This window comes from Pseudomonas sp. ABFPK, from assembly GCF_001586765.1.
Classification (GTDB): Bacteria; Pseudomonadota; Gammaproteobacteria; order Pseudomonadales; family Pseudomonadaceae; genus Aquipseudomonas; species Aquipseudomonas asiatica.
On record NZ_LQXW01000012.1, the window covers coordinates 204973 to 219222 of the forward strand.

Sequence of the window (14250 nt, forward strand, 5' to 3'; positions counted from 1 at the left end):
GCATGTTCTAGCGGAAGCTGTAGGAAACCCCGGCATACACACCAAAGCCTTCGCCTGGCGTCGAACGGGCCTCATCCTTTCCAGCATCGTTGTAGCCAGGTGTCACCGTCGCCGCATAACGCTTGTTGGTCAGGTTGCGCAGGTCCAGCCAGGTCTGCCAGTCCTGCTTCGGTGAATCCCAGCCCAGGCGTGCGCCGAGCAAGGCATATTCATCGGCGTGGTAGCTGTTGGCGTAGTCAACCTGCACCTTCGACGCCATCTGCGTATTCACCCCGGCATAGAAGCCGCTCGGCCAGTCATAGCGCAACTCGGCCTGGTAGTAGTGCATGGGGATGCCCGGCAGGCGGTTGTCGCCGAACTTGTCGTCATCGCGGTAGTGGAAGTCACTGAGGGTGTAGGCCTGGCGCAAGCTCAGCCTGCCAGTACCGGCGCGTTCCCACAGGGTACTGTCGAGGCCGGCTTCCACGCCCTGGTGCACGGTGGCGCTGGCGTTGAATTCCTTGGCCGGAGCGCCTTGCACGATCTCCACCGCCAGCAATTCATGGCGAACCTGCGAGTAGTACCACGCCAGGTCCCAATGCCCCAATGCCGATTCGCCGCGTGCACCCAATTCCAGTGTGGTGGCCGTCTGGTTTTGCATCTCGATCGGTTGGTTGGCTGTAGGCGCACTCCAGATCAGGGCCCAGGGATGGGGCGGCTCTACCGAGCGGCTCAGGTTGCCGTACACCTGCAAGTCCGGGCTGATGTCATAGCGCAGCCCCAGGCGTGGTGCATAGTCCCAGTCATGCTGGCTCACTTTGCCGCCCCCGGCAGGGTGGTAAGTGACATCACTTTCACGGCGGGTATAGATCATCGCCAGGCCAGTGGTCAGCCACAGGTTCGGTACCAGCTCCAGGTCATTGCCCACATGCAGCACGGTGTCCGAACCCTGGTAGCTGAAGTCACGGGTGCGCTCACCGAACACGTCGCCATTGCGGGTGAACTGTGAAGCACCGCTGTTGGGCAGGTGCTTGGTGGTGCGCCAGCCGACGGTGGTCTTGCTCTCGTGGCCGAACAGAGTGTCGCGGCGGAAGTAGTTCAAGGTGCCGCTCACATCGGTATAGGCCACCTTCAGGCGCATCGGGCCTTCGCGCAGGTCCATCGGGTAGTCGTGGTAGACCAGGCCGGCTTCCAGGCGCGCATCGTCGTCGAGGTAGAAGGTGGTCTTGTTGCCTACCCAAGTGCTGCCCGGTTGCGGGCGGCTGTCGTCGCGGGCCAGGTAGGCCGGGTTGGCCGCGCGTGGGTGATGCTTGATCTGCTCCTTGGTCAGGCGCCCGGCCAACTCGTTCTCGGTTTCCCGGTAGCGCAGGTAGAAGCGGGTTTCCAGGTTCGGGTTGAAGCGGTAGCCGACATTGGCCGCCACACCCTTGGCACTGCCGCTGCTGTGCGCCTGGTAGCCGTCATATTCCGAATCGGTCAGGGCCACGTAGTAGTCGAGGTTGCCCAGCACCTGCCCCGAGCTGATGTGCCGATGCTGGTAGCCGCGGCTGCCGACTTCGTAGCGCACCTGCAGCGGCGCGGCGTCGTAGCCGGTGTGGGTGACGTAGTTGATCGCACCGCCAAGGGCGAGGGAACCCTGGTCGAAGCCGTTGGCGCCGCGCAGCACTTCGGCACGGCTCAGCCACAGCGGCTCGAACAGCTCGTAGGGCGTACCGCCCGGGCCGGTCAGGGGCAGGCCGTCGAACATCGTGTAGACCCCGGAGCCGTGGGCCCCCGGTGCGCGGTTGATGCCCGAACCGCGGATCGACAGTTTGATGCCATCGTTGCCCGCCGATTGCGCGAACACCCCGGGCTGGTAGGCCAGTACATCCTGGTTGCTGGCAACCCGGCCTTGCCCTACACGCTGCATGTCCACCAGGTTGCTTGCGCCCGGCACTTCGTGCAGGCGTTCGCTGGCTGCGGTCAGGTCGTTCTGCTCCTCATCGGTGATCAGCACCTGGCCCAACTCGACCGAAGGTGCCGCCAGGGCGGGCTGGGAGACAGCGAAAGCAGCCAGCAGGCCGAGGCAGGATGGTGGGGGCAAAACGCAACGCATTGTACGACTCCAGGCGAAAGGCGAATGGACAACGGCGTTGAGACGAGCGAAATGCCGCTTGGAGCACGAGGAAAGTCGACAAAAATCGCGCAACCTTCGTCAGACGGTTTTGTACGAAAGTTCTTTACAAGCCGTAGCGATGGAGCAGGGCGACCCGCGCTTCGTAAGGTGATTGCAGACCGGCAGCGATGCCTCGCTCAATCACCCGTGGAGTTCAAACATGACTGACAACGCACGACACTCGCAGCAACCCCTGGCGGACGCCCCGGTTCGCCTGACGCCACGTGAACGGCAAGTGCTGTTGTGGTGTGCCTACGGAAAGAGCTCGTGGGAGATTGGCCAGATCCTGGAATGCAAGGAATCGACGGTGAACTTCCATGTGTCGAACATCCTGCGCAAGTTCGATGTGCCCACGCGGGTGGCTGCAGTGATCAAGGCCATTCGCTACGGCATGCTGGCCGAGCAGTGAGGGGGTGAAGCATGGGCAACGATCCTCGGTTACGGCGTTTTGCCGATTGCCATGACCCCTTCTGGCCACGGGTGGAACTGAACAGGCTGCGTGAGCGCCTGAACCTGCAGCGGCCTGTCAGTGAGGCTGTGCTGGAAGTGGCCGCACGCTGCGCTGCCATCGACGCTGCACGCGAATTCGCGCGCTGGCGCGCGGTGTTGCGAGAACGGGGCTACAAGCGCCTCGAGGATGTGGCCGGGCATGACCACGGGCGTGCATTGCGGGTGTGCTATATCCGCTTTGTCGAAGCCGCGGTCATGCATTACCTGGGCTCGACCGCCTACCTGCCCGCCGCACACCGAGGGGCTGCCCATGACTGAAAAATCTGTTGTCGACAGCCTGGCCCCGGCGCTGGTGGAGTTGCTGGGCGTGGATGGCAATGTCCTGTTCGCTGCGCTGCTGGGGGCTTTGCTGGTGAGTGCGGCGCGCGACCGCTTGATCACCAACACGGCCAGGCGCCTGACGCTGGGCAAGAAACTCTTGCTGGTGTTCGTGACCGTAGGGGTTGGCCACCTGTTCGAGCCGCTGGTTTCGTCACTGGTACCCTTGCTGAGCCGTGGCATGGCGGGGTTCGTGGCTGCCGTGGTGGTGATCCCCATCAGCCTCAAGGTGATGGTCTGGCTGGATACGCTGGACCCGCGCGAACTCATCCAGCGCTGGCGCCGCCGGGGCTAGCCGCTGGCGGCATTGGGCGAGCGACTGGTCAGCGCGCTCAATTGCCGCTCAAGCTGCTGGATGCGTTGCTTGTCCTGAACCAGCAGGAGAACGGCTTGGCGATCGGCAAGCGACAGGGTGCGCAGGCGCGCGAGCATGTCCTGTTCCCAGCCTTCGTCGTCCAGGCCTGCGCGATGTCGTTCGGGTTCACCCAGCAGAAGCCAGTCCAGTGAGCATGCATACTGCCTGGCGATATCTATGCAAAGTGAATAAGGAATGCTGTCGCGTACCTTCCAGCTGCTCAATGTCTGCGGGCTGATCGAGAGCGCTCTGGACAGCTCGGCGTCCGATTCCGTAGCGGTCAGAAGCTTCAGCCTGGTAAGCACCGAAGCAAGTACGTGGGTACTCATAACAAATATCCATGACTGGTTTAATGATATTCCATGGGCTTAAACTACTCGTTATGAATACAGCCCTGCGTTTTAAGGAGCATTCCTGCAAAGAGAAACATCAAACTGAAGAATACACCTATATATGCAGCCAATACTGACAAAACCGGACGACTATTCTCACAGAAGGTAAGCCTGAACAATGCTTGCAGGTACTTGCCGTGAGTACATACAAGCTGGTTTGCCCGCATTGCCACAGCCGGATGCGTATACGCACCAGTGAAGGGCGTCATATTTTCCTGCGGATCGCCTATTTGCAATGCACCAACGAGGCGTGTGGCTGGTCGGTGCGTGCCGAGTTCGAGATGACCCATGAGCTCTCGCCCAGCGGCATGCCCAACCCGGAAGTGTACCTGCCTTCGGCCAACGGTGATTTACGCAAGGCAGCGCTGCCGGGGGCCGTCCAGGACAATCCTGGTGAATAAGCCTTCATGCTCACGGATAAAAGCGTGCAGATAAAAAAACACCCCGCATAAGCGGGGTGTCTTGTTTTGCCGGGGCGATCAGCCGATCAGTTGCAGGCCGGCTTGCTGGACCATTTCCAGCAGCGGTTGCGGGTACACACCCAGCACGAAGGCGAGAATGGCGATGGCCAGCAGCATGACGCCGCCGGTGCGCTGTTCCCATTTCAGCGGGGCGTCGTGGCGACGCAGGTTCGGCTCGACCAGGTACAGGGTGACCATGACGCGCAGGTAGTAGTAGACGCCGATGGCGCTACCGATCACCAGGGCACCGACCAGCCACCACAGGTGCGACTCGACGCCAGTGGCGATGATGTAGAACTTGCCGATGAAGCCGGCGGTCAGCGGGATACCCGCCAGCGACAGCATCATCACGGTCAGTACCGCAGTCAGGTACGGACGGCGCCAGAACAGGCCGCGGTACTCGTACAGTGCATCGGCGTCACGGCCGCCGTAAGGCGAGGACATCAGGGTGATGACACCGAAGGCGCCCAGGCTGGTGATCACGTAGGTGACCAGGTACACGCCCATGGCTTCCAGGGCCAGGCCCTTGCTGGCGACCAGGGCGATGACCAGGTAACCGAAGTGGGCGATGGACGAGTAACCGAGCAGGCGCTTGAGGTTGCTCTGGGTCAGTGCCAGCAGGTTACCGATCAGGATCGAGGCCACGGCAATGACCGCCAGTACGGTGCTCAGCGCGCCGCTGCTGGCAGCAGGGGAGAGCATGAACAGACGCACGACAACGGCGAACACCGCAACCTTGCTGGCGGTTGCCAGGAAGGCGGCGACCGGTGCCGGGGCGCCTTCGTACACGTCCGGGGTCCACAGGTGGAACGGTACCAGCGACAGTTTGAAGGCCAGGCCGACCAGCATCATGCCCAGGCCCAGCTGGGCCACCAGGCTTGGCATGCTGGTGGCGGCCAGGGCCTTGCCGATCTGGTCGAAGCTCAGGCTGCCGGCGTCGGCGTACAGCAAGGCCATGCCGAACAGCAGGAAGGCCGAGCCTGCGGCCGACAGCACCATGTACTTGATGCCGGCTTCCAGCGAGCGCTTGTTGAAGAAGGCATACGCCACCAGGCCATAGACCGGTACCGACAGCAGCTCCAGGCCGATGAACAGGCCGGCCAGGTGGTTGGCGCTGACCAGCACCAGGCCACCGAGGGCCGACATCAGCAGCAGCAGGTACAGTTCTTCACGGTTGCCCGGGAAACCTTTGGAGCCTTCGCCGAGGTAGGCGTGGGCAAGGGTGACGCAGGCCAGCGTCGCCACCAGGATGATCGCCATGTACAGGCAGGCGAACTTGTCGATGGTGATCAGCGGGGTGACCGCCAGCGGCGCAACCTTCAGCGCCGGCAGGATCGACAGCAGGGCCAGGTTGAGGCCCACGGTGGACAGCAGGAAGGTCTGCGAGTGGTTGCGCTTCCAGGCGATCGCCAGCATCACCACCACCGTGGTGATGGTGGTGATCAGCATCGGCGCCAATGCGATGAAGTGTTGAGTGGTGAATTCCATAGCGCTCTTACCGGGCCGAAGCGAGTTGAGTGAAAGCGGAACCGAGCCACTGCTGCACACCACTCATGGTGGCGGCAGAGGTGTCGAGGAACGGCTGCGGATACACGCCCAGCAGGATCAGCAGTACCGCCAGACCCAGGACCATGATCAGTTCGCGTCCGTCCATGCCGGCCAGCACGGTGTCGGTCTTGGCCGGGCCGAAGTAGGCGCGGTGGATCATGATCAGCGAGTACACCGAACCGAACACCAGGCCAGTGGTGGCGATCACGGTGATCCAAGGCACGCTGGCGAAGCTGCCGATCAGAATCAGGAACTCGCCGACGAAGTTGCCGGTACCGGGCAGGCCCAGGGAGGCGGCGGCGAAGAACAGGCTGATGGCCGGCAGGTAGGCGATGCGGTGCCACAGACCACCCATCTGGCGCATGTCACGGGTGTGCAGGCGCTCGTACAGCTGGCCGGCCAGGATGAACAGCGCGGCAGCGGACAGGCCGTGGGCCAGCATCTGGATCACCGCGCCTTGCAGGGCCTGCTGGCTGCCGGAATAGATACCGATCAGCACGAAGCCCATGTGCGAGACGCTGGAGAAGGCGACCAGGCGCTTGATGTCGGTTTGCGCAAAGGCCAGGAAGGCACCGTAGAAGATACCGATCAGGCCCAGGGTCATGGCGATTGGCGCAAACTCGGCCGAAGCGTTCGGGAACAGCGGCAGGGCGAAGCGCAGCAGGCCGTAGGCCGCAGTCTTCAGCAAGATACCGGCCAGGTCCACGGAACCTGCGGTCGGTGCCTGGGCGTGAGCGTCAGGCAGCCAGGAGTGGAACGGCACCACCGGCAGCTTCACCGCGAAGGCGATGAAGAAGCCCAGCATCAGCAGGTATTCGGTACCTGCTGGCAGTTCGGCCTTGAGCAGGTCGCTGTAGTTGAAGGTGATCACGCCGGTGTTGGTGTAGTTGACCAGCACCAGGCCGAGGATCGCCACCAGCATGATCAGGCCGCTGGCCTGGGTGAAGATGAAGAACTTGGTCGCCGCGTAGATCCGGGTCTTCTTGCCGTCCGACGAGCTGTGACCCCAGAGCGCGATGAGGAAGTACATCGGCACCAGCATCATTTCCCAGAAGAAGAAGAACAGGAACAGGTCCAGGGCCAGGAACACACCGACCACGCCGCCAAGGATCCACATCAGGTTGAGGTGGAAGAAGCCGACGTGACGCTGGATCTCTTTCCAGGAACACAGTACCGACAGCACACCGAGCAGGCCGGTGAGCAGGATCATCAGCAGCGACAGGCCGTCGAGGGCCAGGTGGATGCTGATGCCGAAACGCTGGATCCACTGGACTTTGTATTCCAGGGCCCAGGCAGGCTCGGCGCCCGGAGCGGGTGCCAGGGTGTAGTCGCCGTTACCCCACAGCCAAAGGCCGATGCCGAGCAGAAGGGACATGGTCAGCAGCGCGATCCAGCGCGGCAGGGTGGCGCCGAAGCGCTCACCCAGCCAGCACAGGAAGCCGCCGATGAAGGGGATCAGGATCAGCCAAGGCAAAATCATGACGGGTTCGTTTCCTTTTGCAGGGTCGCAAGGTTCGCAAGGTTCATGGTCATACCGCGGCCACTACCACAGCGCCGAGTACCAGCACTGCGCCAACGGCGATCGAAGCGGTGTACCAGCGCAGCTGGCCGGTCTCGGTCTTGCTCATGGCGACGTGGCCGCCGCGAGCCAGGCGAGGAATCAGGCCGATGCTGCGGTCAACCGGGTCCTTGCGCAGGATGTGGCTGATCAGCAGGTAAGGTTTGACGAACAGCTTGTCGTAGATCCAGTCGAAGCCCCAGGCGGCGAACCACCAGGCCGACAGGACACGACCGATACCGCTGTTGGCGACGGCGCTGACGAAGCGGCGCTTGCCCAGGAACAGCAGGGCCGACAGCAGGATACCGGCGATGGCGATGGCGCCCGAAGTGATCTCCAGCGCGTGCTTGGCTTCGCCACCGGCGTGGCCGGCGCTTTCAGGCAGCACACCTGCCAGCGGCGGGGTGATCCAGGCGCCGACGAAGGTCGACAGCACGATCAGCACGCCCAGCGGCAGCCAATGGCTGATGCCGTGGCCAGCGTGGGCTTCGGTCTTGGCTTCGCCGTGGAAGGCGATGAAGATCAGGCGGAAGGTGTACAGCGAGGTCATGAACGCACCGACCAGGCCGGCGTACAGCAGGCCGGTGTTGCCGCTGGCGAAGGCTTCCCAGAGGATCTCGTCCTTGGAGTAGAAGCCCACGGTCACGATCGGCAGGGCAGCCAGGGCAGCGCCACCGACCACGAAGCTGGCGTAGGCCAGCGGCAGTTTCTTCCACAGGCCGCCCATCTTGAAGATGTCCTGCTCGTGGTGGCAGGCAACGATCACCGCACCGGAGGCAAGGAACAGCAGGGCCTTGAAGAAGGCGTGGGTCATCAGGTGGAAGATCGCCGCGTCCCAGGCGCCAACGCCCAGGGCCAGGAACATGTAGCCGATCTGGCTCATGGTCGAGTAGGCGAGGATGCGCTTGATGTCGGTCTGCACCAGCGCGGCGAAGCCGGCCAGTACCAGGGTCACGCCACCGACCACCCCTACCAGGTGCAGGATGTCCGGCGCCAGCAGGAACAGGCCGTTGGTACGGGCGATCAGGTACACGCCCGCGGTCACCATGGTTGCCGCGTGGATCAGCGCGGAGACCGGAGTCGGGCCGGCCATCGCGTCGGCCAGCCAGGTCTGCAGTGGCAGCTGGGCCGATTTACCGACCGCACCACCCAGCAGCATCAGGGTTGCCAGCACCATCCAGGTGTCGCCAGCCTGGAACTTCTGCGGTGCCAGCACCAGCAGTTCCTGCACGTTCAGGGTACCCAGCTGGACGAACAGGATGAACAGGCCGATGGCCATGAACACGTCGCCGATACGGGTGACGATGAATGCCTTGAGTGCCGCGTTACCGTTGTTGCGGTTGCTGTAGTAGAAACCGATCAACAGGTACGAGCACAGGCCCACGCCTTCCCAGCCGAAGTAGATGAACAGCAGGTTGTCGCCCAGCACCAGGAACAGCATGCTGGCGATGAACAGGTTGGTGTACGCGAAGAAGCGCGAGTAACCGGCTTCGCCACGCATGTACCAGGAAGCGAACAGGTGGATCAGGAAGCCGACACCGGTGACAACGCCGAGCATGGTGACCGACAGGCCGTCCAGGTACAGGGTGAAGTTCGGCGCGAAGCCGTCCACCGACATCCACTGCCACAGCAGCTGGCTGTACGCGCCGCCTTCAGGCGGGGCGACATTGAATTGCCAGATGACGTAGGCGGCGGTGGCGGCCGAAAGGCCTACCGAGCCGACGCCGATCAGGGCGGACAGGTTCTCCGAGAACCGCCCGCGCGAGAACGACAGCAGCAGGAAGCCGACGAGGGGGAAGACGAAAGTCAGGAAGAGAAGGTTCATCCGCGCATCTCACTGGCAGCATCGATGTCGAGAGTGTGGAAGCGGCGATACAGCTGCAGCAGGATGGCCAGGCCAATACTGGCCTCGGCGGCTGCCAGGCTGATCACCAGAATGAACATCACCTGGCCGTCGGGCTGGACCCAACGGGCACCGGCGACGACGAACGCCAGGGCAGAGGCGTTCATCATGACTTCCAGGCTCATGAGCACGAAGAGGATGTTGCGGCGGACCATCAGGCCAACCAGACCTAAGCAGAACAGGATGCCGGCGACTGCCAGACCATGCTCGAGAGGGATAGCACCCATGATTTACTCCTTCGCCTCGTTGCGGCCCAGGTGGAAGGCGGTGACGGCCGCGGCCAGCAGCAGCATCGAAGCCAGTTCGACCACCAGCAGGTAAGGGCCGAACAGGCTGATGCCGACTTCTTTCGGGCCCACGGTGGTGCCGCTGATGCCGGCGCCGCTCGGGGTGACGAACAGCACGTACAGCAGCTCCAGCAGCAGCAGGGCGGCGAGGATCACCGGCCCGGCCCAGATACCGGGCTTGAGCCAGCCCCGTTCCTGGGCGACCGAAGCCGGCCCGAGGTTGAGCATCATCACCACGAACACGAACAGCACCATGATGGCGCCGGCGTAGGCGATCACTTCCAGGGCGCCGGCGAACGGCGCACCCAGGGCGAAGAAGATCATGGCCACGGAAATCAGCGAAATGATCAGGTAAAGCAAGGCGTGCACGGGGTTGGTGCCGGTCACCACCCGAAGGGTGGAGACCACGGCGATCCCGGATGCGAAGTAGAAAGCGAATTCCATCTTTCTGTCCTTATGGGAGCAAGCTCTTCACGTTGATCGGCTCGGCTTCGTTCTGTGCAGAGCCCTTCGGCTTGCCAGCGATTGCCATGCCGGCAACACGGTAGAAGTTGTAGTCAGGGTTCTTGCCGGGGCCGGAGATCAGCAGATCTTCTTTCTCGTACACCAGGTCCTGACGCTTGAACTCGGCCATTTCGAAATCCGGAGTCAGCTGGATCGCGGTGGTCGGGCACGCTTCTTCACACAGGCCGCAGAAGATGCAGCGCGAGAAGTTGATGCGGAAGAACTCCGGGTACCAGCGGCCGTCCTCGGTCTCGGCCTTCTGCAGCGAGATGCAGCCGACCGGGCAGGCCACCGCGCAGAGGTTGCACGCTACGCAGCGCTCCTCGCCATCGGGGTCGCGGGTGAGGACGATGCGGCCGCGGTAGCGCGGCGGCAGGTACACGGGTTCTTCGGGGTACTGCAGGGTGTCGCGCTTGCGGAACCCGTGGGAGAACACCATTGCCAGGCTGCGCAGCTGGGTGCCGGTGCCCTTAACGATGTCGCCGATATACTTGAACATGGGTCAAATCCTCACTGGGCCGCGACGGCTGGCGTGTTGTAGAGCACGATCGCAGCGGTCACCAGCAAATTGATCAGGGTCAGCGGCAGGCAGAACTTCCAGCTGAAGTCCATCACCTGGTCATAGCGTGGGCGCGGGATCGATGCGCGCAGCAGGATGAACAGCATGATGAAGAACGCGGTCTTCAGCGCGAACCACAGGAACGACAGTTGCGGCAGGATGCCGAACGGGCCGTGCCAGCCGCCGAAGAACAGGGTTACCAGCAGCGCCGAGATGAGGATGATGCCGATGTACTCACCGACGAAGAACATGCCCCATTTCATGCCGGCATACTCGATGTGGTAGCCGTCGGCCAGTTCCTGTTCCGCTTCGGGCTGGTCGAACGGGTGACGGTGAGTCACGGCGACGCCAGCGATGAAGAAGGTGCAGAAGCCGAAGAACTGCGGAATGATGAACCACAGGTTCTGGGCCTGGTATTCAACGATGTCGCGCATGTTGAACGAACCCACCTGCACCACCACGCCCATAAGCGCCAGGCCCAGGAACACTTCGTACGACACGGTCTGTGCCGAGGCACGCAAGCTGCCCAGCAGGGCGTACTTGTTGTTCGACGACCAGCCGGCGAACAGCACCGCGTAGACCGACAGGCCGGCCATGGCGAAGAAGAACAGCAGGCCGATGTTCAGGTCGGCGACGCCCCAGGTCGGGGTGATCGGGATGACCACGAAGGCGATCAGCAGGGCGCTCATGGCCACTACCGGTGCCAGGGTGAAGATCACGCGGTCGACGAAGGGCGGGTTCCAGTCTTCCTTGAAGAACATCTTCAGCATGTCGGCAGCGATCTGGAACATGCCGAACGGGCCGACGCGGTTCGGACCGTAACGGTCCTGCCACCAGCCCAGCAGGCGGCGCTCGACGAAGCTGAGCAGCGCGCCGCAGACCACCACCGCCAGCAGGACCACGATGGCCCGCAGCACGGTCAGGATCACATCGATCACTTCGGGGGTGAACCAGCTCATTGTGCTGCCTCCTGCAGACCTTCGACGGATGCACCGAAGATGGCAGGCGGAATGCCGGCCAGGCCTTTCGGCAACGCGACCAGGCCAGCGCCCAGCTCTTCATTGATACGCAGCGGCAGGCGCAGGGCCACACCAGCCACGTTCAGGCTCAGCAGGGCACCGTCGTTGACGCCCAGGCGGTCGGCTTCGGACTTGGCCAGGGCCACGTAGGCTGCCGGGATGCGCTCTTGTACCGGTGCGGCGCGCGAGGAGCTTTCTTCGCTGCCGAACAGGTGGAAGAACGGCACGGCAGTCCAGGTACCACGGGCCGGGTTGAAGGCGCCCGGAATGGTATTGAACCAGTGCAGGCGGTCGCCTTGCGGTTCGATCAGGCGTACGCCCGGGTCACCGGCACGCAGGTGGCCACCGACCTCGTCCTGGAACTTGTTCCAGGCTTGCGGCGAGTTCCAGCCCGGTGACCAGGCGAACGGCACTTGCTGACGCGGTTCGGCCGAACCCGAGTAGCCTTCCATGGAGAAGGCGAACGCGGTGTCCTTGTCTTGCGGAGTACGCGGCTCGTGCACGCTGATGTTGGCGCGCATGGCGGTACGGCCGGAGTAGCGCAGCGGCTCACGGGCCAGTTTCATGCCCTTGATGCGGAACGCGGCGCTTGGCGCGGCGTTGACGATACCGGCCAGTTGCGGGGCGGCTTCGGCGCAGGCGCTGGTGACGTGGTCCAGCTGGGTCCAGTCGACCGGCTTGTTCAGCAGGGTGGCACGCAGGGCGTGCATCCAGCGCCAGCCTTCGTGGATCTGGATGCTGCTGTCCAGGTATTGCGGGTCGAACACCTGGAAGAAGCGCTGGGCACGGCCTTCCTGGCTGACCAGGGTACCGTCGCCTTCGGCGAACGAGGCGGCCGGCAGCACCAGGTGGGCGCGGTCGACAGTCGGGGTTTTCGAATGGTCGGCAACGATCACTACCTTGGCCGCGGCCAGGGCTGCATCGACCTTGGCGGCCGGTACGCGGGCGTACAGGTCGTTTTCCAGCACGACGATGGCGTCGGCCTTGCCGCTGATGACCGCGTCCAGCGCGGCATCGACCGACTCGCCACCGAGCATGGCCAGGCCGAGGCTGTTGGCTTCAGGCACCACCAGGCTCAGCGAGCCGTTCTTCTCGCGCAGTTTCAGCGCCTTGGCGATGTTGGCGGCGGCTTCGATCAGCGCCGGGTCGGCCAGCGAAGTACCGGCTACGACCAGTGGGCGCTTGGCCGCGACCAGGGCGTCGGCGATGCGCTGGGCCAGGGCTTTCGCTTCGGCGTCCAGGCCTTCGACGGCAGGGGCGCTCGGGTCGATGGCGTGGGCCACGGCAAAACCGATGCGGGCCAGGTCGGCCGGGGCGGCGTGCACGCATTCTTCGGCGACGTCGTCCAGCTTGGTTTCAGCCAGCGAAGCGATGAACAGCGGGTACAGCGCGTGCTGGCCGATGTTCTTCACGGCGGCGTCGAGCCACGGCTGCACCTTCATCGCTTCGGCCATGGCCTCGGCCTTGCCCTTGGTGGCCTGGCGCACGGCCAGGGCGACGCGGGCAGCGGTCTGGGTCAGGTCTTCACCGAGCACGAACACGGCGTCGTGGTCTTCGATGTCGCGCAGGGTCGGGACCGGCAGCGGGCTGTTGTTCAGCACGTTCAGAGCCAGGCGTACGCGGGCCAGTTCGCCGGCTTCCATACCCGAGTAGAAGTACTCGGCACCGACCAGCTCACGCAGGCCGTAGTTGCTTTCCAGGCTGGCGCGTGGCGAGCCGATACCGACGATGGTACGCCCGCGCAGCAGGTCGGCGGCCTTGTCCAGGGCGGCGTCCAGGCCCAGCTTGGTGCCGTCGGCCAGGTGTGGCTGGCGTGGGCGATCCTTGCGGTTGACGTAGCCATAGCCGAAGCGGCCACGGTCGCACAGGAAGTACTGGTTTACCGAGCCGTTGAAGCGGTTTTCCACCCGACGCAGTTCGCCGTAGCGCTCGCCCGGGCTGATGTTGCAGCCGCTGGAGCAGCCGTGGCAGATGCTCGGGGCAAACTGCATGTCCCACTTGCGGTTGTAGCGCTCGGAGTGGGTCTTGTCGGTGAACACGCCGGTCGGGCAGACCTCGGTCAGGTTGCCGGAGAATTCGCTTTCCAGCACGCCGTCTTCGACGCGGCCGAAGTACACGTTGTCGTGGGCGCCGTAAACGCCCAGGTCGGTACCACCGGCATAGTCCTTGTAGTAGCGCACGCAGCGGTAGCAGGCGATGCAGCGGTTCATCTCATGGGCGATGAACGGGCCGAGGTCCTGGTTCTGGTGGGTACGCTTGGTGAAACGGTAGCGGCGCTCGTTGTGGCCGGTCATTACCGTCATGTCCTGCAGGTGGCAGTGACCGCCTTCCTCGCACACCGGGCAGTCGTGCGGGTGGTTGGTCATCAGCCATTCGACGACGCTGGCGCGGAACGCCTTGGACTCTTCATCGTCGATGGAGATCCAGGTGCCGTCGGAGGCAGGGGTCATGCAGGACATGACGATACGACCGCGGGTGTCGTTCTCGTCGGTGTACTGCTTGACCGCGCACTGCCGGCAGGCGCCAACGCTACCAAGCGCCGGGTGCCAGCAGAAATAAGGGATGTCGAGGCCGAGCGACAGACAGGCCTGTAACAGGTTGTCTGCACCGTTGACTTCGAGCGCTTTGCCGTCTACGTGGATAGTGGCCATTGTTCAAAGTTCTTCGTTGGCCCGCGTGAGCGGGCGTGGCTAATGGAAATC

Annotated in this window: 14 protein-coding genes; 4 read left to right on the forward strand and 10 right to left on the reverse strand. The window is 63.5% G+C overall.

The window, feature by feature from the left end:
• Nucleotides 1-7 precede the first annotated feature (7 nt).
• On the reverse strand, nucleotides 8-2074 hold the full coding sequence (locus tag WM94_RS10100; protein WP_061551103.1) for a TonB-dependent receptor domain-containing protein: 2067 nt from the start codon (nucleotides 2072-2074) through the stop codon (nucleotides 8-10).
• A 220-nt stretch (nucleotides 2075-2294) separates the two neighbouring features.
• On the opposite strand from WM94_RS10100, the gene WM94_RS10105 reads away from it, so the two are divergent.
• The 3 genes from WM94_RS10105 to WM94_RS10115 are packed head-to-tail and all read left to right on the forward strand — an operon-like array spanning nucleotide 2295 to nucleotide 3257.
• Nucleotides 2295-2543 (forward strand): helix-turn-helix domain-containing protein, encoded by a 249-nt coding sequence (locus tag WM94_RS10105; protein ID WP_003261017.1) that lies wholly within the window; start codon nucleotides 2295-2297, stop codon nucleotides 2541-2543.
• An 11-nt stretch (nucleotides 2544-2554) separates the two neighbouring features.
• Nucleotides 2555-2902, forward strand: coding sequence for a head completion/stabilization protein (locus WM94_RS10110; protein WP_061551104.1), 348 nt, complete (start codon nucleotides 2555-2557; stop codon nucleotides 2900-2902).
• Nucleotides 2895-3257, forward strand: coding sequence for a hypothetical protein (locus WM94_RS10115; RefSeq protein WP_015271057.1), 363 nt, complete (start codon nucleotides 2895-2897; stop codon nucleotides 3255-3257). Before WM94_RS10110 ends, WM94_RS10115 begins: the two co-directional genes overlap by 8 nt.
• On the opposite strand, the gene WM94_RS10120 is transcribed toward WM94_RS10115, so the two are convergent.
• A complete protein-coding gene (locus WM94_RS10120; RefSeq protein ID WP_003261013.1) occupies nucleotides 3254-3646 on the reverse strand; it encodes a helix-turn-helix domain-containing protein in 393 nt (130 codons plus the stop codon). The two genes, WM94_RS10115 and WM94_RS10120, sit on opposite strands and share 4 nt — an antisense overlap.
• A 200-nt stretch (nucleotides 3647-3846) precedes the next feature.
• On the opposite strand from WM94_RS10120, the gene WM94_RS10125 reads away from it, so the two are divergent.
• Nucleotides 3847-4110 (forward strand): ogr/Delta-like zinc finger family protein, encoded by a 264-nt coding sequence (locus tag WM94_RS10125; protein ID WP_023662582.1) that lies wholly within the window; start codon nucleotides 3847-3849, stop codon nucleotides 4108-4110.
• A 78-nt stretch (nucleotides 4111-4188) separates the two neighbouring features.
• Here the strand turns inward: WM94_RS10125 and nuoN are convergent, their stop codons facing one another.
• The 8 genes from nuoN to nuoG are packed head-to-tail and all read right to left on the reverse strand — an operon-like array spanning nucleotide 4189 to nucleotide 14199.
• A complete protein-coding gene (gene nuoN / locus WM94_RS10130; protein ID WP_013973390.1) occupies nucleotides 4189-5658 on the reverse strand; it encodes an NADH-quinone oxidoreductase subunit NuoN in 1470 nt (489 codons plus the stop codon).
• A 7-nt stretch (nucleotides 5659-5665) separates the two neighbouring features.
• A complete protein-coding gene (gene nuoM, locus WM94_RS10135) occupies nucleotides 5666-7198 on the reverse strand; it encodes an NADH-quinone oxidoreductase subunit M (protein ID WP_015271056.1) in 1533 nt (510 codons plus the stop codon).
• Between the two features lie 49 nt (nucleotides 7199-7247).
• Complete coding sequence (gene nuoL, locus WM94_RS10140) at nucleotides 7248-9101, reverse strand: NADH-quinone oxidoreductase subunit L (RefSeq protein ID WP_013973388.1); 1854 nt, start codon at nucleotides 9099-9101, stop codon at nucleotides 7248-7250.
• Nucleotides 9098-9406, reverse strand: a complete 309-nt coding sequence (gene nuoK, locus WM94_RS10145; RefSeq protein WP_003251446.1) for an NADH-quinone oxidoreductase subunit NuoK — start codon at nucleotides 9404-9406, stop codon at nucleotides 9098-9100. The genes nuoL and nuoK overlap by 4 nt, the downstream gene beginning before the upstream one ends.
• Nucleotides 9407-9409: 3 nt before the next feature.
• Complete coding sequence (gene nuoJ / locus WM94_RS10150) at nucleotides 9410-9910, reverse strand: NADH-quinone oxidoreductase subunit J (RefSeq protein ID WP_003261007.1); 501 nt, start codon at nucleotides 9908-9910, stop codon at nucleotides 9410-9412.
• A gap of 10 nt (nucleotides 9911-9920) precedes the next feature.
• On the reverse strand, nucleotides 9921-10469 hold the full coding sequence (gene nuoI, locus WM94_RS10155) for an NADH-quinone oxidoreductase subunit NuoI (protein WP_003251442.1): 549 nt from the start codon (nucleotides 10467-10469) through the stop codon (nucleotides 9921-9923).
• An 11-nt stretch (nucleotides 10470-10480) separates the two neighbouring features.
• Nucleotides 10481-11488, reverse strand: coding sequence for an NADH-quinone oxidoreductase subunit NuoH (gene nuoH, locus WM94_RS10160; RefSeq protein ID WP_003251440.1), 1008 nt, complete (start codon nucleotides 11486-11488; stop codon nucleotides 10481-10483).
• Nucleotides 11485-14199 (reverse strand): NADH-quinone oxidoreductase subunit NuoG, encoded by a 2715-nt coding sequence (gene nuoG / locus WM94_RS10165; protein ID WP_015271054.1) that lies wholly within the window; start codon nucleotides 14197-14199, stop codon nucleotides 11485-11487. Before nuoG ends, nuoH begins: the two co-directional genes overlap by 4 nt.
• Between the last annotated feature and the right edge of the window lie 51 nt (nucleotides 14200-14250).